Below are 19,201 nucleotides of genomic sequence, written 5' to 3' on the forward strand. Positions count from 1 at the left end.
TTTTATAAACATTATAATTTCGTTGATTAATTATAGGGTTATTAGAAACGAAGGGATTTTTTACCTGACGGCAGCAGTCCGCCAGGTAAGAGTCAAAACATTATGCCGTCCGGGCAACGGCATCACGAGAAGCAGCGTCACGCTCTGCGCCCGTCAGCTCGCTAAGTTGCCCGTTGCGCATTTCCAGCAGGCGGTCGGCGTGGATAAAGTAATGGTCATCATGACTGATGGCGAAAATAGTTTTCCCCATCTCCTGCATCAGCGGCAGCAGCACCTGATAAAACTCACGGCGGAAATGTGGATCCTGATCCGCCGCCCATTCATCCAGCAGAATAATATCGCGTTCTTCTGCCAGAGCCAGCAACAGCGCCACGCGCTTTTTCTGCCCTTTCGATAACTTCAGGTTAACAATACGCCCGTTACTTAACTCAAGCTTATGACCCATTTTCAGCTGCGCCAGCCACTTCTCAACCAGTTGCGGATTAGCAGGTTTACCTTCCGGCCCCAGCAGTTGATCAAACAGCCAGACATCGGTAAACACCGCCGAAAACAGTTTGCGATAATCTTCCGGTTTTTCACCGCTGACAGGTTTGCCATCCAGCAAGATTTCGCCATTTTGCGGCTGATACAACCCCGTCAGCAACATCGCCAGCGTCGATTTGCCGCTACCATTACCACCAATCAGAAACAGCAGTTCGCCACGTTTAATGGTGAGGTTAATCGGCCCAACGGAAAACGCGTTATCCTGATAACTAAACGTAACATTACGCAGCTCAAGCGTTTGCCAGTTGGGAAACGCCTGCGGACGCGGAAACTCAGCTTTGAAAGGTGCGAGCGCGAATTTGTTCAGCTTGTTAAACGCCACCTGCGCCGTCAGCAGCGTCGGCAATGCGCCAACCGCCGAAAGCAGTGGCGTACGCAGGAATAACAGCGTCAACGAATAGGTCGCGGCAACGTTGGTATCAGCCCAACCGAGGCTGTTTGCCATCCAGAACACCAGGCCGATTGCGCCCAGCATCATGATGTTTGACCAGTTCACGGCACTAAGATGGAAGGTGTCTGCGCGGATAATATGATGACGATACTCTTGCGCATCAGGGATGTAGAGGTTGTTAAACACATACTCGGCGCGCTCGCGATTCAGCGTCAGCTCTTTGCGCCCTTCCAGCACGGTTTGAAAATCCGTGTACAGCTTGTCTTCGGTTTCACGCAGGGTCGCCATATGTTTGTACACCCGCGCCACCAGTACAAAACCGCCCCAGATGGTGACTGCCATCCAGATAGCCGTTACCAGCAACATTTTGCCCGACAGCATCCAGAGATACGCCGCTGAACCGATAGTGAGAATGATCCCCTGCACCAGTTCCGGCAGACGCACAAACGCAATGGTGATATTGCGCACATCGCTGGTTAACCCCGCCAGCAACGAGGCGCTACCAAGTTGTTCAATGCGCTCGACGTGGGTATCCAGTATCCGCTTGATAAATTCGCTACGCAGTCGGTAAACGAAGTGATGGCCCAGCGTAGTAAGTGCCAGTTGCGATCCCAGTGTTACCGCCATTAACAGCAGCAATAAACCCAGAAACTCCGGCAACACCAGCAGACTGGTATCCGCCGTTTCGATAAGGCGCTGATTGATAAAAGCAATTAAGCCAATGCCTAATGCCGCACTGGCGAGGCTTAGCGCCATCACACTGATAAATGGCCAGCGATACTGCCGCCAGACAAGTACAAGAAGTTCCATGCAGAAAACCCGGACAATGAATTACAGCCCGCAGTTTAAACATCTCCGCGCGCACAGCAATAATAATTCTTATTTTTATTCTTTTTTACCTGCCTGACGGAAGGTCAGGTTGTAGCGGCAGTCGGCGGTGAGTGGATGAAACCCAGCTTTTAGTGGTTGAATACCGTGATAAAACAGCCGTGATTCACCGCCCCACACCACCACATCGCCATGTTCCAGCAACAAACGTTTGAGCGGATCATTTCGTTTCAGGCCGCCAAATTGAAAAATCGCGGGTAAGCCCAGAGAAACAGAAACAATCGGTGCGCGCAGATCCGGTTCGTCTTTATCCTGATGCAGCGACAGTTTCGCGCCCGGGGCGTAGCGGTTAATAAGGCAAGCGTCAGGCTGGAAATCTGGATAGCCCGCTGCCGTGGCCGCGCGGCGACATAAATCATAAAAACTTTGCGGCATGGCAGGCCACGGTTGATTTGTTTGCGGATCAATGGGCGAATAGAGATAACCTTGCCGATTGGTCGTCCAGCCCAGATGCCCGCAGTTGGTCATCGCCACCGACATGGTATATCCGCCAGGAGTGACCATCTGGCGAAACGGCGACTGGCTGGCAATGCCACTGATATCGTGCATCAGTTGTTCCGCTACGTTAAAAGCAAAACGGCGCAAAATCACCGCGCCGGAAGCCAGCGATTCGTGCCACGGTTCAGCATCGGCAAACAGATCCAACATTACCTCTCCTCATGTTCAGCTTCGCGGCGCAGCAGTTGCGCTTTACGCGACACGCCCCAGCGGTAACCGGAAAGTGTGCCATCACCACGTACTACCCGATGACAAGGGATAATAATAGCTAATCTATTGGCGGCGCAGGCGCTGGCTACGGCGCGAACGGCTTTTGGTTTGCCAATTGCGTTCGCCAGTTGCTGGTAACTCACCGTTTCACCACAAGGTATAGTGCGTAGCGCCTGCCAGACTTGTTGCTGAAAAGCGGTGCCGCGAATATCCAGCGGTAACGTCAGCGGCGTATCGCGGTTATTGAGGCTGGCAATAACCTCACGTATATGTTGCTGAAATATCGGATCCGCCGGCGCGTTGTCAGCGGCAGGAAACATCTGACGGAGTTCGCTAATCAACGTCCCGTCATCGTCGCCCAGCAGGATCGCGCAAATCCCCCGCTCGCTTTCCGCCACCAGGCAACGCCCCAGTTCACAATCAGCTAGCGCATAACGCACTGCCAGTTTTTCGCCACCGTGACGAAACTGTTTAGCCGTCATACCCAACGTTTCGTCAGCTTTGCGGTAGTAACTGCTGCCGTCGGGGAATCCAGCGTTCAGAATCGCCTGGGTGACGCTCTCCCCTTTCGCCAGCGATTCGCGCAAGCGACGAGCGCGCCAGGCCTGTTGCCAGGCTTTTGGCGTCATTCCGGTGGTGGCTTTAAATAAACGATGCAGATGGAATGGACTCATCGCCACCTGGTCGGCCAAGGCTTCCAGCGTTACAGGCGTTTCCTGTTCCAGTAGTCGACACGCGTGGGTGATTTTATCCAACCGATGCTGCTGGGCGTTGGCTTTATCAGGTTGGCAGCGTTTGCAGGGGCGAAATCCGGCGGCAAGTGCCTCACTGGCATTTGCGTAGAAGGAGACGTTTTCCCGCAAGGCATGTCTGGCTCGGCAAGACGGGCGGCAAAAGATCCCCGTGGTACGCACGGCGAAAACAAATTCGCCGTCGGCGTGTTGGTCGCGGGCTAAGACGGATTGCCAGCGTTGATCGTCAGTTAAGCGTGTGGCGTTTTTCATAATCAGCTCCCTGGTTAAGGATAGCCTTTAGTCTGCCCGGTCACCATCACGCAAAAACCAACAATCTTGCGCTTTAATTTTTTTCGCTCACCAGGAAGCTTTTAAACTGCGGCGACATCCAGGTTTTAAAACTATCACCTTCTTTGGTGATCATATAAACCGCCAGCCCTTCCCGGCGAACGACTTCTTTGGCTTTCTCTGGCCCGAGCACCATCAGACCTGTATCCCAGGCGTCGGCTTCCAGCGCCGTCGGAGCAATCACCGTCACGGACACCAGATTATGTTCAATGGGACGCCCGGTTTGTGGATCGATAACATGGGAAAGGCGTTTGCCGTCCAGTTCGTAATAGTTGCGGTAGCTGCCTGAGGTGCTGATACCGTGGCCGTTGATATCCACCACCGCCTGAACCGCGTTTTCTTTATCGGTTGGTTTTTGAATCGCCACTCGCCACGGTTGGCCTTCGCCATTCATACCGCGGCTGTTCAGCGCCCCCCCCACCGACACCAGATAGCGGGAAATACCTTCCTGCTCCATCAAGCGTGCCAGATGATCGGCGGCATAGCCTTCGCCGACGGTGGAGAGATCGACATATAAATCCGGAAGATCTTTTTGCAGGTACTGCTGATGATACTGATTGATGACCGTCAGGTGCTGTAAGCCGGTTTTGGCTTTCATTGCATCAATTTGTTCCTGGCTCGGAATTTGTACCGGCTGTTGTTCCGGGCCAAAGCCCCACAGATTCACCAGTGGCCCGACAGTAATATCCATCGCGCCATCGGTCTTTGCGCCAATACGCAGCGAAGTAGTGACGATATCCGCCATCGCTTCATTTACCGGCCACGGTGTCAGGCTTTGCGAGTCGTTAAAGCGCATCAGCGCGGAGTCTTTTTTATAGGTCGAAAGCAGCTGATCGTCAGCGTCCAGCTGGGTCTGAATCTTCTCTTTGAGCTCGGCGCTACGTTTGGCATCAATGCCCGGGATGCTGGCACGCCAGAAGGTTCCCATGGTTTTGCCTTCAAGAACAGTCATTTCAGTAGCGTGGGAGTTGGCGGGTTGTGGTTTTTGATCGCAACCGACAAAGAAGAGCGTGGCAGCCAGCAATGCCACGCGGGTAAAGTTTATTTCCATATGTGATTATCCTCATGCGAACGGTCGCAAGAGTACACCAAAAAAACGCGTTTGTACGCTGAAAACAATGAAAAAAGGGCCCGAAGGCCCTTTGTCGATAAAAATCGAAATTAGAACTGGTAAACCAGACCCAGAGCTACGATGTCATCAGTGTTGATGCCAGCAGCGCGGGTGAACTGGTTGTCGTCCAGCAGGTTGATTTTGTAGTCAACGTAGGTGGACATGTTTTTGTTGAAGTAGTAGGTAGCACCAACATCAACGTATTTCAGGATATCTTCGTCGTCGAAGCCACGACCCAAGTTTTTACCTTTAGACTGCAGGTACGCTACAGACGGACGCAGGCCGAAGTCGAACTGATACTGAGCAACAGCTTCGAAGTTCTGCGCTTTGTTCGCCCAGCCGATGTTACCTACGCGAGTTGCGTTGTAAGTCTGGGTGTACTGAGCAGCCAGGTAGATGTTGTTAGCGTCGTATTTCAGACCACCAGTGTAGGTTTCAGCACGGTCGCCGTTACCCAGCCAACCAGTGTTCTGATCATCAGTACGTTTGGAGCTGGAAACTGCAGCACCGATACCGAAGCCTTCGTAATCATAAGTGATAGAACCGCCGACACCGTCGCCGTTCTGACGCAGAGCGCCACGACCGTTGTTGGTCATGCCTTCGCCGCTTACGCTACCGTTTTTGCCCTGGTACTGAACAGCAAAGTTCAGACCGTCAACCAGACCGAAGAAGTCGGTGTTACGGTAGGTCGCGAAGCCGTTACCACGCTGCTGCATGAAGTTGTCAGAACCGTAGGTGTCGCCACCGAATTCTGGCAGTACGTCGGTCCAGGAAGTTACGTCGTAAACAACGCCGTAGTTACGACCGTAGTCGAAAGAACCGATGTCCTGGAATTTCAGACCAGCAAATGCCACACGGGTCCAGGAGTTGTTTTCGCTTTCCGGAGCGTTGCCCTGGATCTGATATTCCCACTGGCCGTAACCGGTCAGCTGGTCAGTAACCTGAGTTTCACCTTTGAAGCCAAGACGCATGTAGGTCTGGTCGCCATCTACAGACTTGTCGTCAGAGAAATAGTGCAGGCCGTCTACTTTACCGTACAGATCTAATTTGTTGCCGTCTTTGTTGTAAACTTCAGCAGCATTTGCTGCGCCTGCTACCAGCAGAGCTGGGACCAGGAGGGACAGTACTTTAACTTTCATGTTATTAACCCTCTGTTATATGCCTTTATTTGCTTTTTTATGCCACTGCATACTGATTAACCCTCATTAATCAGTCGGCAGGTCCATTCTCCCCAAAAATGCAGAATAATCCAACACGAATATGATACTAAAACTTTTAAGATGTTTCAAATATCCACATAGGTATTTCAAAATGTAAATATGATGGAACTTTTTCAAATTCTAATGGTTGAGCAAATAACGCACTAAACATCAAGTAAGATTATTTCGACCTTTAAAACAATAACTTAATCTTAAGTCTTTGACCGCACTGAATGTTAAAACAAATTCTTCACTCGCAACTAAAATATGTCTCGCTATCATCATTAACTTTATTTATTACCGTCATTCATTTCTGAATGTCTGTTTACCCCTATTTCGACCGGATGCATCGCATCCGGTTTTTTTTACCCTTCTTTACACATCTTTTATTTTCCTGTGCTACCGTAGCAAAATTATAACAATCGTTAACTATTTCGTAAAAAACGACAACAATTACCGACAAAATCTATCTGCGCTATTTTCCTGATAATTTTCTTCACGCCTGTGGGTTATTTGTACATTAACAACGCATTTGTACATTTATTTACCGCAGCGCAAAATGTGAAATATCGTCGGCTAATGCCTTAACATCAATCAGGTAAGAGTCTGGAATTTCACACTGTACCCTTTATACTGCCCTATCACTTTGCGAAGTTTTAACAGGTCATAAACACGAATGCGTCAGAAAGAGACAACGGCCACGACCCGCTTTTCACTCCTACCGGGGAGCATTACCCGCTTCTTTTTACTGCTGATCATCGTGTTACTGGTGACGATGGGTGTAATGGTACAAAGCGCCGTTAACGCCTGGCTGAAAGATAAAAGCTACCAGATCGTTGATATTACCCATGCCATACAAAAGCGTGTCGATACATGGCGTTATGTGACCTGGCAAATCTACGACAACATTGCCGCGACGGCCTCTACCACCTCCAGCGAAGGGTTGCAGGAGACGCGCCTGAAACAGGATGTCTATTATCTGGAAAAACCGCGCCGCAAAACGGAAGCCCTGATCTTTGGTTCCCACGACAACTCAACGCTTGAAATGACCCAAAGAATGTCCACTTATCTGGACACATTATGGGGCGCAGAGAATGTTCCCTGGTCGATGTACTATCTGAACGGTCAGGATAACAGCCTGGTTTTGATCTCCACCCTACCGCTCAAAGATCTCACCTCGGGATTTAAAGAGTCGACCGTCAGTGACATTGTTGATTCTCGTCGCGCAGAGATGTTGCAACAGGCCAACGCCCTGGATGAACGCGAAAGTTTTTCTAACCTGCGCCGCCTGGCCTGGCAGAACGGCCATTATTTTACCCTGCGCACCACCTTTAACCAGCCGGGGCATCTGGCGACGGTAGTCGCTTTTGATCTGCCTATTAATGATTTGATCCCGCCGGGGATGCCGCTGGATAGTTTCCGTCTGGAGCCAGACGCGACAGCTGCGGGAACCAATAATAATGAGAAAGAAGCCACGGATAGCGTCAGTATCCACTTTAATAGTTCGAAGATTGAAATCTCTTCGGCGCTAAACTCCACGGATATGCGTCTGGTCTGGCAGGTTCCTTATGGCACATTGCTGCTGGATACGTTGCAAAACATTCTCCTGCCGCTGCTGCTGAACATCGGTTTGCTGGCGCTGGCGCTGTTTGGCTATACCACCTTCCGCCATTTCTCTGGCCGCACCACCGAAAGCGTACCCAGCACGGCAGTGAACAATGAACTGCGCGTTTTGCGGGCCATCAATGAAGAGATAGTCTCACTGCTGCCGCTCGGCCTGCTGGTTCACGATCAGGAATCGAATCGCACAGTAATAAGCAACAAAATTGCCGACCACCTGCTGCCGCATTTGAATCTGCAAAACATCACCACTATGGCAGAGCAGCATCAGGGCATCATTCAGGCGACGATCAATAACGAACTGTATGAGATCCGTATGTTCCGCAGCCAGGTCGCGCCGCGTACACAAATCTTCATTATTCGCGATCAAGATCGCGAAGTACTGGTGAACAAGAAACTCAAGCAGGCGCAGCGTCTGTACGAGAAAAATCAGCAAGGCCGGATGGCCTTTATGAAAAATATTGGCGATGCACTAAAAGAACCTGCACGCTCCCTGGCGGCAAGCGCAGCCAAACTCAACACACCGGAAAGCAAACAACTGGCGAATCAGGCTGATGTGCTGGTGCGCCTGGTCGATGAAATCCAGTTAGCAAATATGCTTGCCGACGATAGCTGGAAAAGCGAGAGCGAGCTTTTCTCCGTGCAGGATTTAATTGATGAAGTCGTGCCTTCCGTGTTGCCAGCCATCAAGCGTAAAGGTTTGCAGCTATTGATTAACAATCATCTAAAAGCACACGATATGCGCTGCGGCGATCGCGATGCCCTACGCCGTATTTTGCTGTTACTGATGCAATATGCTGTCACCTCAACGCAAATGGGGAAAATTACCCTTGAGGTTGACCAGGACGAATCTTCCGAAGAACGTCTGACTTTCCGCATTCTGGACACCGGAGATGGCATAAGCATTCATGAAATGGATAATTTGCACTTCCCGTTCATCAACCAGACCCAAAGCGATCGCTACGGTAAGGCGGATCCGTTAGCATTCTGGTTGAGCGATCAACTAGCGCGTAAGCTAGGCGGTCATTTAAACATCAAAACGCGCGACGAGCTTGGTACACGTTATTCCGTGCATATCAAAATGCCCACTGCGGAACCGGAAGTAGAAGAGGAAGAAGAGCGTTTACTGGATGATGTTAGCGTGATGATGGACATAACTTCCGCAGAAATTCGGAATATTGTCACTCGCCAGTTAGAAAATTGGGGGGCAACCTGCATCACACCGGATGAAAGATTAATTAGTCAAGATTATGATATCTTTTTAACGGATAATCCGTCTAATCTTACTGCCTCTGGCTTGCTTTTAAGCGATGATGAGTCTGGCGTACGGGAAATTGGACCTGGTCAATTGTGCGTCAACTTCAATATGAGCAACGCTATGCAGGAAGCGGTCTTACAATTGATCGAAGTGCAACTAGCGCAGGAAGAGGTGACAGAATCGCCTCTGGGCGGAGATGAAAATGCACAACTCCATGCCAGCGGCTATTATGCGCTCTTTGTAGACACAGTACCGGATGATGTTAAGAGGCTATATACTGAGGCAGCAACCAGTGACTTTGCTGCGTTAGCCCAAACGGCTCATCGTCTGAAAGGCGTGTTTGCCATGCTTAATCTGGTACCCGGCAAGCAGTTATGTGAAACGCTGGAACATCTTATTCGCGAGAAGGATGTCCCAGGAATAGAAAAATACATCAGCGACATTGACAGCTATGTCAAGAGCTTGCTGTAGCAAGGTAGCCTATTACATGAACAATATGAACGTAATTATTGCTGATGACCATCCGATAGTCTTGTTCGGTATTCGCAAATCACTTGAGCAAATCGAGTGGGTGAATGTTGTCGGCGAATTTGAGGACTCTACAGCACTGATCAATAACCTGCCGAAGCTGGATGCGCATGTTTTGATTACCGATCTCTCCATGCCAGGCGATAAATACGGCGATGGCATAACCTTAATCAAGTACATCAAGCGCCACTTCCCAAGTTTGTCGATTATTGTTCTGACCATGAACAACAACCCGGCTATTCTTAGCGCGGTACTGGACCTGGATATCGAAGGGATCGTTCTGAAACAAGGTGCGCCGACCGACCTGCCGAAAGCCCTCGCCGCGCTACAAAAAGGTAAGAAATTTACTCCGGAAAGCGTTTCTCGGCTGTTAGAGAAAATCAGTGCTGGCGGTTACGGTGACAAGCGCCTCTCACCAAAAGAGAGTGAAGTTCTGCGCCTGTTTGCCGAAGGCTTCCTGGTTACCGAGATTGCTAAAAAGCTGAACCGGAGTATTAAAACCATCAGTAGCCAGAAAAAATCCGCAATGATGAAGCTGGGTGTCGAGAACGATATCGCTCTGTTGAATTATCTCTCTTCTGTGACGTTAAGTCCGGCGGATAAAGAGTAATCACCTGTAGGCCAGATAAGACGCGCCAGCGTCGCATCTGGCATTTGCACTGATTACCGGATGCAGCGTAAACGCCTTATCCGGCCTACGATTCCCATTATTTCAATGGATTACAATAAGGTAGGCCAGATAAGACGCATCAGCGTCGCATCTGGCATTTGCACCGATTGCCGGATGCGGCGTAAACGCCTTATCCGGTCTACGATTCCCGCGCTTTCCTGACCCTCTCGGCATACATAGTCAGCGTCTGTTTGATGACATCCAACGTCACTGGCTTAGACAGACAGCTATCCATACCGGACTCCAGACACCGCTGTTTCTCTTCAGCCAACGCATTGGCCGTTACCCCTATTACCGGCAACGTGAGTCCCAACTGACGGATACGTTGCGTTAACCGGTAACCATCCATATTCGGCATGTTGACATCACTTAGCACTATATCAATGTGATTCTTACTAAGGACATTAAGTGCATCAACACCATCATTCGCCGTCTTACACTGATAGCCCAACGATCCAAGCTGATCGGCCAACAGACGACGGTTAATTGGATGATCGTCTACGACCAGAATCATCATATCGTCGTTATTGCTGACCACTTTGTCGGTCGACGGCAGAGAGTTAGCAGGATCGTCGCTCTCCATTTCTATCAGATAGATGCGCGCCAGCAATGTCGGTAGCTCGTGCGGAGCTGCCACACTGTGTACCCATTCACCAGGCGCTTTCTCCAGAGGGATACCGATATGGCGACGACAGAAAGTCACAACCGCCCTGCCCTGCCATTTTTTACTCATCACATCATCGGTGATCAACACATCTTCGGGAGTCGGTTCCTGCCCTTCGTATGTAGCAACGACTATGCCGCTACGCTGCAAACTGGTTTCAAGGAACTGACAGAGCGACGCATTGCGTACCGCCAGCCAGCAACGTTTACCCGTTAATCCTTCGACACCTTTTTTCTGCGGGTACTGAGCGCCATACAACGGAATACGCACGGTAAACTGGCTGCCCATTCCCGGTTCAGAATCCACCGAGATGTCACCGTCCATCATGCTGATCAGTTTTTCACAAATCGCCAGCCCCAGACCAGTACCCTGGAAGTTACGCTGTACGCCCGTCCCTACCTGGAAGAATGGATCAAATAACCGCACCACTTCTTTAGCTGGAATGCCCACCCCGGTATCGCGTACGCGAATAGAAAGATAATCACCATCAACGCGAACATGCAGAACAATGCAGCCGGTATCGGTAAATTTAATAGCATTACTCAACAGGTTGGAGATCACCTGCTGTAAGCGCATTGGGTCGCCATTGAGCGCCATCGGTACATCTGGCTCAATAAAACAGTACAAACCAAGTTGCTTGCGTACCACCAGCGGCAAATAGTTGGCGGTGATGTGGTTCATGACTTCGCGCGGTGAAAACTCGCGTGGTTCGATTTTCAACTGTTCCGATTCAATCTTCGAGAAATCGAGAATGTCGCTAATAATTTTCAATAACAGGCTGGAAGAGTTATTCATTGCCGTCACCAGACGGTCAACACCTTTTGGTAACTCTTTGGTTTGTAATAGATCCAGGTTGCCGATAATGCCATACAGCGGCGTTCGCAGTTCGTGGCTGACGGTAGCAAGGAACATCGATTTTGACTGGCTCGCCTGTTCTGCTGCCTGCGCCATTTCTTGCAGCGACTCTTCCATCTTCACACGTGAAGACACATCGACCAGTACGCAAATTGCCACGTTTTCATTACGATAGCGCGAATGAACAAAGCTGATTTGCAGGTTGGTATTGTTACTGGTAAGGACATCGACAAAATTGACCTGCTGGCCACAAATAATTTGCGTCAGCCGTTGGCGATCCTCATGCGTAAGCATGTTGAGATAGGTATGCGCCAGTTCGTTACTCAAAATATTAACGCCATCGACAGTTCGCAAAATGCAGATCCCCACAGGCGCAGAGGCGACTATCTTGCGGTTAAACTGCTCATGCTCTTCCAGTCGCTGGGCGTCACTTTCCGCCGGAATAAAAATACGTCGCTCATACATCCGTGCGAGGGTAAACAATGCAGCACCCGCAATCACGTTCAGCAAAATCGCGTTAAGTATCAACATGCGAATACGTTCCAGCACCTGATCAACAGGCACGGAATAGACAATACTTAACGAAGACGGCGGTAGATTTTTCTTCAGCACCAGCTCACGGAAACCTGGCGTATAGCCAAACCAGGATCGCTCCTGCATCCAACGCGGTTCGGCTTTAATCTTACTTTCCGGTCCGGTCAGCGAAATCAGGGTATGGCCATTTTCATCAAGAATGGTGACGCCCATTGGCAACGTCCCCGGCAGGAAGAAGTTCTCCATCCGAATTGTCTGTTCTACGCCTAAAAGCGCTTGCAAACGGTTTGCCAGATAAACCGGCGTCAGCGCGTAGAAATATCCCACCCCAGGACGCGGCCCTTCACTGATCCAGAAAAGGTTACTGCCACTGTCATCCTGTGGCGCGTTACGATACTTGTTAATGCGTTCATGCAGGGCTTTCAGAGCGGTGTCACGTTCGACGGGCATATCACGCAGGCCAAAGTTAGCCATACAGAGGTTATCGCTGCCGATTAAAAACACACGGTTGAGATCGTAAGCCGCAGAGAAGTTATCGCGCCAGTAGCGCATAAACCACGCCAGTGACTCCAGGGAGCCTCGCCAGGTGTTGCTCATTGCGGAACAATCGGAATCAGCAAACAGCGGTTCGAAAACCGGCACATCCGCTTGCGTTTCACGCCCACGCGGAGAAAGCACGCCGTTTTCCACGGATAAGCGATTTTCAGCAATGTACTTCAGCTCTTTCATGACATCAGAGGTGCGCTGAATAAACCGCTGAGCCTGATCGGAGCTCAGATTAAATTCCTGACGAATCTCAGATTCTCGTTGATGTAAAGCGTTGACGATGTAAAACACTGATGAAAAAGCAATCAACAGCCAGATCAATAACGCCAGCGCTCTGAACATGTAGCGCGAGACTTTCAGGGTTGTGCGAAAAGAAGCAAGGTATTTCAAAGGGGCGAAGCTCCGCCTCAGGTGACCGATGGAGTGTGGTTAAGGTAGCGGTAAAAGCGTGTCGCCGCAATGTTCTCTCTTCTCTGGAATATGATACACCGCCGAGAAATCATTACCTTAACCCCTGATAATCGTCGTTTGCCTGAAAAACAACCCGGATACCCAGCATGCACTCTCTGAAGTGGTTGTACCCACGTCGTCTGCGCAACCAGCTCATTATGATGGCAATCCTGATGGTCATCATTCCGACGCTATCTATTGGTTATATCGTAGAAACTGAGGGTCGGTCAGCGGTCTTATCTGAAAAAGAGAAAAAATTAGCGGCGGTTGTGCAGTTGCTGAACGCCGCACTGGAAGAACGCTTTGCGCTTTACCAACATCTGCCTCGTGAGGCACGCATCCGGGCGCTGAATCATGAGTTGGCTCCTATTACCGAACGTATTACCCAAGCTTTTCCCGGTGTCGGGGCTGGCTATTACCACAAAGAACTGGACGCAATTATCACTTATGCCCCATCGGCACTCTATCAAAGCAATGTAGGTATTAGTATCACCTCGGATCATCCCGGCAATATCGTCATGCAAACCAACACGCCACAACTCTTTTCTGGCAGGCAAGTCCGCGGCGATATTATGAATTCCATGATACCAATAGAACGCCAGGGCATCGTGCTTGGTTATATCTGGGCGAATGAATTAACGGAGGATATTCGTCGTCAGGCATGGAAAATGGACGTGCGTATAATCATTGTCCTTTCTGCCGGTCTGCTAATTAGCCTGCTGTTGATCGTGCTTTTTTCTCGCCGTTTAAGCGCCAACATCGATATCATCACTGCGGGTCTGTCGACGCTGGCGCAGAATAATCCGACGCAATTGCCACCGCTACCTGGCGAACTAGGGCAAATCAGCCGTTGTGTGAATAACCTTGCCGACGCGCTTCGTGAATCGAAAACACTCAATGACCTGATTATTGAAAATGCCGCCGATGCAGTGATTGCCATTGACCGACAAGGCGATGTGATCACCATGAATCCTGCAGCGGAAGCCATCACCGGATACAAACGTCAGGAACTGGTAGGCCAGCCTTACGCCACCCTCTTTGCCAACACCCATTTTTATAGTCCGGTTCTTGATACGCTGGCGCATGGTATCGAACATATGGCGCTGGAAATCAGCTATCCCGGACGCGACCGAACCATTGAAATCAGCGCCACCACCAGCCGAATCCATGACGGACATGGAGACATGATTGGCGCTTTAGTGATTTTCTCCGATCTGACGGCACGTAAAGAAAGCCAACGGCGACTGGCGCAGACAGAAAGACTCGCCACCCTTGGGGAACTGATGGCAGGCGTAGCGCATGAAGTACGCAATCCTCTCACCGCCATCAGGGGTTACGTGCAAATCATTCGCCAGCAGACACCTCAGCCAGAACATCAGGAATATCTGTCAATTGTACTGAATGAGATTGATTCGATTAACAAAGTTATTCAGCAGCTTTTGGATTTTTCCCGCCCACGTAAAAGCCAGTGGCAACAAGTGTATCTCAATGCCTTGATCGAAGAGACACTGATTCTTGCCCAAACCTCCGGCGTACAGGCACGGATCGACTTTATTACAGAGCTTGATCCTTCACTCACTGCGATCGTGGCAGATCGAGAACTACTCAAGCAGGTAATCCTGAATATGTTGATCAATGCCGTGCAAGCTATCACCGCGCGCGGGGAAATCCGCATTCGCACATGGATGTATACGGCTAACCAGCAGGCGATCACGATTGAAGACAACGGCTGCGGCATCGATCTGTCTCTACAGAGAAAAATCTTTGATCCCTTCTTTACCACCAAAGCGTCCGGTACGGGACTTGGCCTCGCCCTAAGCCAACGAATTATTAATGCGCATCAGGGCGATATACGCGTCGCCAGCCTGCCCGGCTGCGGTGCCACATTCACCCTTATCTTACCGATTGACCCGCAGGAAAATTTGCCCTTATGAATGCTGTTTACCGAATCCTGATTGTTGACGACGAAGAGAATGTGCGTCGCATGCTATCCACCGCTTTTTCTTTGCAGGGGTATGACACTCATTGCGCCTGTAACGGCAATGAAGCATTGCCACTGTTCACCCGTGTGCAACCGGACGTGGTGCTGATGGATATCCGTATGCCGGAAATGGATGGTATCAGTGCGTTAAAAGCGATGCGTGGTCATAATCCACGCACGCCCATTGTCCTGATGACCGCATATGCCGAAGTCGAAACAGCAGTAGAAGCCTTACGCAGTGGTGCGTTTGATTACGTCATCAAACCGTTTGATCTTGATGAACTTAACCTGGTCGTGCAGCGCGCATTGCAGTTGCAGTCAATGAAAAAAGAGATTCGCCAGTTACATCAAGCGCTAAGTGCCAGTTGGCAGTGGGGCCATATATTAACCAGTAGCCCGGTGATGAAGGCGATCTGCAAAGACACGGCAAAAATTGCCCTCTCGCAGGCCAGCGTGTTAGTCAGTGGCGAAAGCGGTACTGGTAAGGAGCTTATTGCCCGGGCGATCCATTACAACTCCCGCCGCGCCAATGGGCCATTTATTAAAATTAACTGTGCCGCGCTACCAGAATCCCTGCTGGAAAGCGAACTTTTTGGTCATGAAAAAGGCGCATTTACCGGTGCGCAGACCCTGCGCCAGGGACTGTTTGAGCGTGCCGACAGCGGCACATTATTCCTTGATGAAATTGGTGAAATGCCGTTGGTATTGCAGGCTAAATTGTTGCGTATTTTGCAGGAGAGGGAATTTGAACGCATCGGCGGCCATCAAACCATCAAAGTCGATATTCGCATCATTGCCGCTACCAATCGCAACCTGGACGCGATGGTAAAAGAAGGAACTTTCCGTGAAGATCTCTTTTATCGACTCAACGTGATTCATTTAATGTTGCCGCCACTTCGCGAGAGACGAGAAGACATTTCCCTCTTAGCCAATCATTTTTTGCAAAAATTCAGTAGCGAAAACCAACGCGATATTATCGAAATCGACCCCAGCGCAATGTCATTGCTTACCGCCTGGTCGTGGCCTGGCAATATCCGTGAGCTTTCTAACGTCATTGAGCGCGCGGTGGTAATGAACTCGGGACCGGTAATTTTTGCAGAAGATCTACCACCACAATTTCGCCAGCCTGTCTGTATGAATCACGATGTGAAAAGCTCGCCACCGGGCGAGCGCAATCTCAAAGAAGAAATTAAGCGCGAAGAGAAACGGATCATTATTGAAGTGCTGGAGCAACAGGAAGGAAACCGTACTCGCACCGCGCTGATGCTCGGTATCAGTCGCCGTGCGTTAATGTACAAACTGCAAGAATACGGCATTGATCCAGCCGGTGCGTAAGACAAAAACTGCTATGCAGAAATTTGCACAGTGCGCAAAATCCTGCATAGCAGTGCAATATCCCCTCACCACCACCCTCCTTTTTATTTCAATATTTTCAATCTATTAGAAATTATTTCGCATAATTTCATTCTGGCACTCCCCTTGCTATGCCTTCTGTGTACCCACAACGGTGTATTCAAGAGGGATAAAAAATGAAAACAAAATTGATGAGCATAGAGGACGCCGCCAGCTTCTTTCGTGATGGCATGACCATTATGGTTGGCGGTTTTATGGGAATTGGCACGCCTCCCCGCCTCGTTGAGGCATTACTGGAATCCGGTGTCAGGGATCTGACCTTAATCGCCAATGACACGGCATTTATTGATACTGGTACTGGCCCGCTGATTGTCAACGGTCGGGTCAGCAAAGTCATCGCTTCACATATTGGCACTAACCCGGAAACCGGACGGCGCATGATTTCTGGCGAAATGGAGGTCGTTCTCGTACCGCAAGGTACATTGATTGAGCAAATTCGCTGCGGCGGTGCCGGACTTGGTGGTTTTCTCACCCCAACCGGTGTCGGCACCGTCGTCGAAGAAGGCAAACAAACGCTCACCCTCGATGGCAAAACCTGGTTGCTTGAACGTCCATTGCGGGCAGACCTGGCGTTGATCCGCGCCCACCGTTGCGACGCACTCGGAAACCTCACCTACCAACTCAGCGCCCGCAACTTTAACCCCCTGATTGCTCTCGCAGCAGACATCACGCTGGTGGAACCCGACGAACTGGTCGACACCGGCGAATTGCAACCTGACCACATTATCACCCCCGGCGCTGTTATCGACCACATCATCATTCCACAGGAGAGCAAATAATGGACGCGAAACAACGTATTGCGCGCCGCGTGGCGCAGGAACTTTGTGATGGTGACATCGTTAACTTAGGGATCGGTTTACCCACAATGGTCGCCAATTATTTACCGGAGGGTATTCATATCACTCTGCAATCGGAAAACGGCTTCCTCGGTTTAGGCCCGGTCACGACAGCGCATCCCGATCTGGTAAACGCTGGCGGGCAACCGTGCGGTGTTTTACCCGGTGCAGCCATGTTTGATAGCGCCATGTCATTTGCGCTAATCCGTGGTGGTCATATTGATGCCTGTGTACTCGGTGGCTTACAGGTCGATGAACAAGGCAATCTCGCCAACTGGGTCGTGCCAGGAAAAATGGTGCCTGGTATGGGTGGTGCGATGGATCTGGTGACCGGGTCGCGCAAAGTGATCATTGCCATGGAACATTGCGCCAAAGATGGTTCAGCAAAAATATTACGTCAATGCACCATGCCGCTAACCGCGCTTCACGCAGTTCATATGCTGGTGACAGAACTGGCGGTGTTCCGCTTTATCGATGGCAAGATGTGGCTCACTGAAATTGCCGAAGGTTGTGATTTAGAAACTGTGCGTGCCAAAACTGAAGCGCAGTTCACCGTCGCTGATGATCTTTTGCTCCCACAGGGGGCGCTATGATCGGTCGCATCTCGCGTTTTATGACGCGCTTTGTCAGTCGCTGGCTTCCCGATCCCCTGATCTTCGCCATGCTACTAACATTAATCACCTTTGCCGTAGCTCTATGGTTAACACCACAAACCCCTCTCAGCATGGTGAAACTATGGGGTGACGGCTTCTGGAATCTGCTGGCATTCGGGATGCAGATGGCGCTCATCATCGTGACCGGACATGCACTCGCCAGTTCTGGTCCGGTGAAAAGTTTGTTACGTACTGCGGCGTCAGCAGCCAAAACGCCTACCCAAGGGGTCATGCTGGTCACCTTTTTTGGTTCCGTCGCCTGCGTAATCAACTGGGGATTCGGTCTGGTGGTTGGCGCAATGTTTGCTCGCGAAGTTGCACGTCGGGTACCAGGCTCCGACTATCCGTTGTTGATCGCTTGCGCCTATATCGGCTTTCTCACCTGGGGCGGTGGTTTTTCCGGCTCAATGCCGCTACTGGCAGCAACACCGGGGAATCCCGTTGAGCACGTCGCAGGGTTAATTCCGGTCAGCGATACCCTGTTTACTGGCTACAACATCTTTATCACCCTGGCCCTGATTGTGGTGATGCCGTTTATCACCCGCATGATGACGCCTAAGCCTTCCGACGTGGTGAGTATCGATCCGAAGCTGTTGTTGGAAGAAGCGGATTTCCAGAAGAAGCTCCCTGCAGACGCCCCACCTTCAGAGAAACTGGAAGAAAGTCGCATCCTGGCGTTGATTATTGGTGCTCTGGGCATTGCTTATCTGGTGCTGTACTTCTCCGAGAAGGGATTCAACATCACCATCAACACCGTCAACCTGATGTTTATGATTGCCGGTCTGTTGTTGCATAAAACGCCGATGGCCTATATGCGGGCGGTAAGTGCGGCTGCGCGCAGTACCGCCGGGATTCTGGTGCAATTCCCCTTCTATGCCGGGATCCAGTTAATGATGGAACACTCCGGCCTCGGTGGCCTGATCACCGAATTTTTCATCAATGTCGCCAACAAAGATACCTTCCCACTGATGACCTTTTTTAGCTCTGCGCTAATTAACTTCGCCGTGCCTTCTGGCGGTGGACACTGGGTTATTCAGGGGCCATTCGTCCTTCCTGCCGCGCAGGCGCTAGGGGCCGATCTGGGTAAATCAGTAATGGCGATAGCTTACGGTGAACAGTGGATGAACATGGCACAACCGTTCTGGGCGCTACCTGCACTGGCAATAGCCGGACTCGGTGTCCGCGACATCATGGGCTATTGCATCACTGCCCTGCTCTTCTCCGGCGTCATTTTCGTTATTGGTTTAACGCTGTTCTGACGGCAACTTTAT

The 19,201-nt window shown here is 50.5% G+C and carries 13 protein-coding genes; 7 read left to right on the forward strand and 6 right to left on the reverse strand.

Translation table 11 applies throughout. From position 1 onward, the window contains the following. Nucleotides 1-100: 100 nt before the first annotated feature. The 5 genes from yojI to ompC form a co-directional block, all read right to left on the reverse strand. On the reverse strand, nt 101-1,744 hold the full coding sequence (yojI, locus tag FFT88_RS12065; protein ID WP_135404816.1) for a microcin J25 efflux ABC transporter YojI: 1,644 nt from the start codon (nt 1,742-1,744) through the stop codon (nt 101-103). A gap of 75 nt (nt 1,745-1,819) precedes the next feature. Continuing rightward, nucleotides 1,820-2,470 (reverse strand): DNA oxidative demethylase AlkB, encoded by a 651-nt coding sequence (gene alkB / locus FFT88_RS12070; protein ID WP_130207140.1) that lies wholly within the window; start codon nt 2,468-2,470, stop codon nt 1,820-1,822. Beyond that, nucleotides 2,470-3,534 (reverse strand): bifunctional DNA-binding transcriptional regulator/O6-methylguanine-DNA methyltransferase Ada, encoded by a 1,065-nt coding sequence (ada, locus tag FFT88_RS12075; RefSeq protein ID WP_135404813.1) that lies wholly within the window; start codon nt 3,532-3,534, stop codon nt 2,470-2,472. Before ada ends, alkB begins: the two co-directional genes overlap by 1 nt. Nucleotides 3,535-3,607: 73 nt before the next feature. Beyond that, nucleotides 3,608-4,663, reverse strand: coding sequence for an FAD:protein FMN transferase ApbE (gene apbE, locus FFT88_RS12080; protein WP_135404812.1), 1,056 nt, complete (start codon nt 4,661-4,663; stop codon nt 3,608-3,610). 110 nt (nt 4,664-4,773) lie between these two features. After that, nucleotides 4,774-5,862, reverse strand: a complete 1,089-nt coding sequence (gene ompC / locus FFT88_RS12085) for a porin OmpC (RefSeq protein ID WP_135404808.1) — start codon at nt 5,860-5,862, stop codon at nt 4,774-4,776. Between the two features lie 736 nt (nt 5,863-6,598). Here ompC and rcsD point away from each other — a divergent pair. Next, nucleotides 6,599-9,271, forward strand: a complete 2,673-nt coding sequence (gene rcsD / locus FFT88_RS12090; protein WP_130217062.1) for a phosphotransferase RcsD — start codon at nt 6,599-6,601, stop codon at nt 9,269-9,271. A 16-nt stretch (nt 9,272-9,287) separates the two neighbouring features. Further along, entirely contained in the window at nt 9,288-9,938 is a 651-nt protein-coding gene (rcsB, locus tag FFT88_RS12095; RefSeq protein WP_042290573.1) for a response regulator transcription factor RcsB, read from the forward strand. Between the two features lie 199 nt (nt 9,939-10,137). Here the strand turns inward: rcsB and rcsC are convergent, their stop codons facing one another. After that, nucleotides 10,138-12,987, reverse strand: coding sequence for a two-component system sensor histidine kinase RcsC (gene rcsC, locus FFT88_RS12100; protein ID WP_135404807.1), 2,850 nt, complete (start codon nt 12,985-12,987; stop codon nt 10,138-10,140). A 167-nt stretch (nt 12,988-13,154) separates the two neighbouring features. Here rcsC and atoS point away from each other — a divergent pair, with 167 nt between their 5' ends. From atoS to FFT88_RS12125, 5 genes are all read left to right on the forward strand, one after another. Further along, nucleotides 13,155-14,981, forward strand: a complete 1,827-nt coding sequence (gene atoS / locus FFT88_RS12105) for a two-component system sensor histidine kinase AtoS (RefSeq protein ID WP_135404804.1) — start codon at nt 13,155-13,157, stop codon at nt 14,979-14,981. Beyond that, the gene (gene atoC / locus FFT88_RS12110) at nt 14,978-16,363 is read left to right on the forward strand and encodes an acetoacetate metabolism transcriptional regulator AtoC (RefSeq protein ID WP_135404801.1); all 1,386 of its coding nucleotides are present in this window, start codon (nt 14,978-14,980) and stop codon (nt 16,361-16,363) included. Before atoS ends, atoC begins: the two co-directional genes overlap by 4 nt. A 194-nt stretch (nt 16,364-16,557) precedes the next feature. After that, nucleotides 16,558-17,220, forward strand: coding sequence for an acetate CoA-transferase subunit alpha (atoD, locus tag FFT88_RS12115; protein ID WP_130257496.1), 663 nt, complete (start codon nt 16,558-16,560; stop codon nt 17,218-17,220). Further along, nucleotides 17,220-17,870: a 3-oxoacid CoA-transferase subunit B gene (locus FFT88_RS12120; RefSeq protein ID WP_135404799.1), complete on the forward strand. Its 651-nt coding sequence runs from the start codon at nt 17,220-17,222 to the stop codon at nt 17,868-17,870. The genes atoD and FFT88_RS12120 overlap by 1 nt, the downstream gene beginning before the upstream one ends. After that, nucleotides 17,867-19,189 (forward strand): TIGR00366 family protein, encoded by a 1,323-nt coding sequence (locus tag FFT88_RS12125; protein WP_130217052.1) that lies wholly within the window; start codon nt 17,867-17,869, stop codon nt 19,187-19,189. The genes FFT88_RS12120 and FFT88_RS12125 overlap by 4 nt, the downstream gene beginning before the upstream one ends. Nucleotides 19,190-19,201 lie beyond the last annotated feature (12 nt).

The organism is Escherichia sp. E4930, assembly GCF_005845405.1.
In the GTDB taxonomy this organism is placed as follows: Bacteria; Pseudomonadota; Gammaproteobacteria; order Enterobacterales; family Enterobacteriaceae; genus Escherichia.

What these genes read in the sequence shown, in the direction of transcription:
- yojI (WP_135404816.1), bottom strand. Translation starts at nt 1,744, where the DNA reads ATGGAACTTCTTGTACTTGTCTGGCGGCAGTATCGCTGGCCATTTATC.
- alkB (WP_130207140.1), bottom strand. Translation starts at nt 2,470, where the DNA reads ATGTTGGATCTGTTTGCCGATGCTGAACCGTGGCACGAATCGCTGGCT.
- ada (WP_135404813.1), bottom strand. Translation starts at nt 3,534, where the DNA reads ATGAAAAACGCCACACGCTTAACTGACGATCAACGCTGGCAATCCGTC.
- apbE (WP_135404812.1), bottom strand. Translation starts at nt 4,663, where the DNA reads ATGGAAATAAACTTTACCCGCGTGGCATTGCTGGCTGCCACGCTCTTC.
- ompC (WP_135404808.1), bottom strand. Translation starts at nt 5,862, where the DNA reads ATGAAAGTTAAAGTACTGTCCCTCCTGGTCCCAGCTCTGCTGGTAGCA.
- rcsD (WP_130217062.1), top strand. Translation starts at nt 6,599, where the DNA reads ATGCGTCAGAAAGAGACAACGGCCACGACCCGCTTTTCACTCCTACCG.
- rcsB (WP_042290573.1), top strand. Translation starts at nt 9,288, where the DNA reads ATGAACAATATGAACGTAATTATTGCTGATGACCATCCGATAGTCTTG.
- atoS (WP_135404804.1), top strand. Translation starts at nt 13,155, where the DNA reads ATGCACTCTCTGAAGTGGTTGTACCCACGTCGTCTGCGCAACCAGCTC.
- atoC (WP_135404801.1), top strand. Translation starts at nt 14,978, where the DNA reads ATGAATGCTGTTTACCGAATCCTGATTGTTGACGACGAAGAGAATGTG.
- atoD (WP_130257496.1), top strand. Translation starts at nt 16,558, where the DNA reads ATGAAAACAAAATTGATGAGCATAGAGGACGCCGCCAGCTTCTTTCGT.
- FFT88_RS12120 (WP_135404799.1), top strand. Translation starts at nt 17,220, where the DNA reads ATGGACGCGAAACAACGTATTGCGCGCCGCGTGGCGCAGGAACTTTGT.
- FFT88_RS12125 (WP_130217052.1), top strand. Translation starts at nt 17,867, where the DNA reads ATGATCGGTCGCATCTCGCGTTTTATGACGCGCTTTGTCAGTCGCTGG.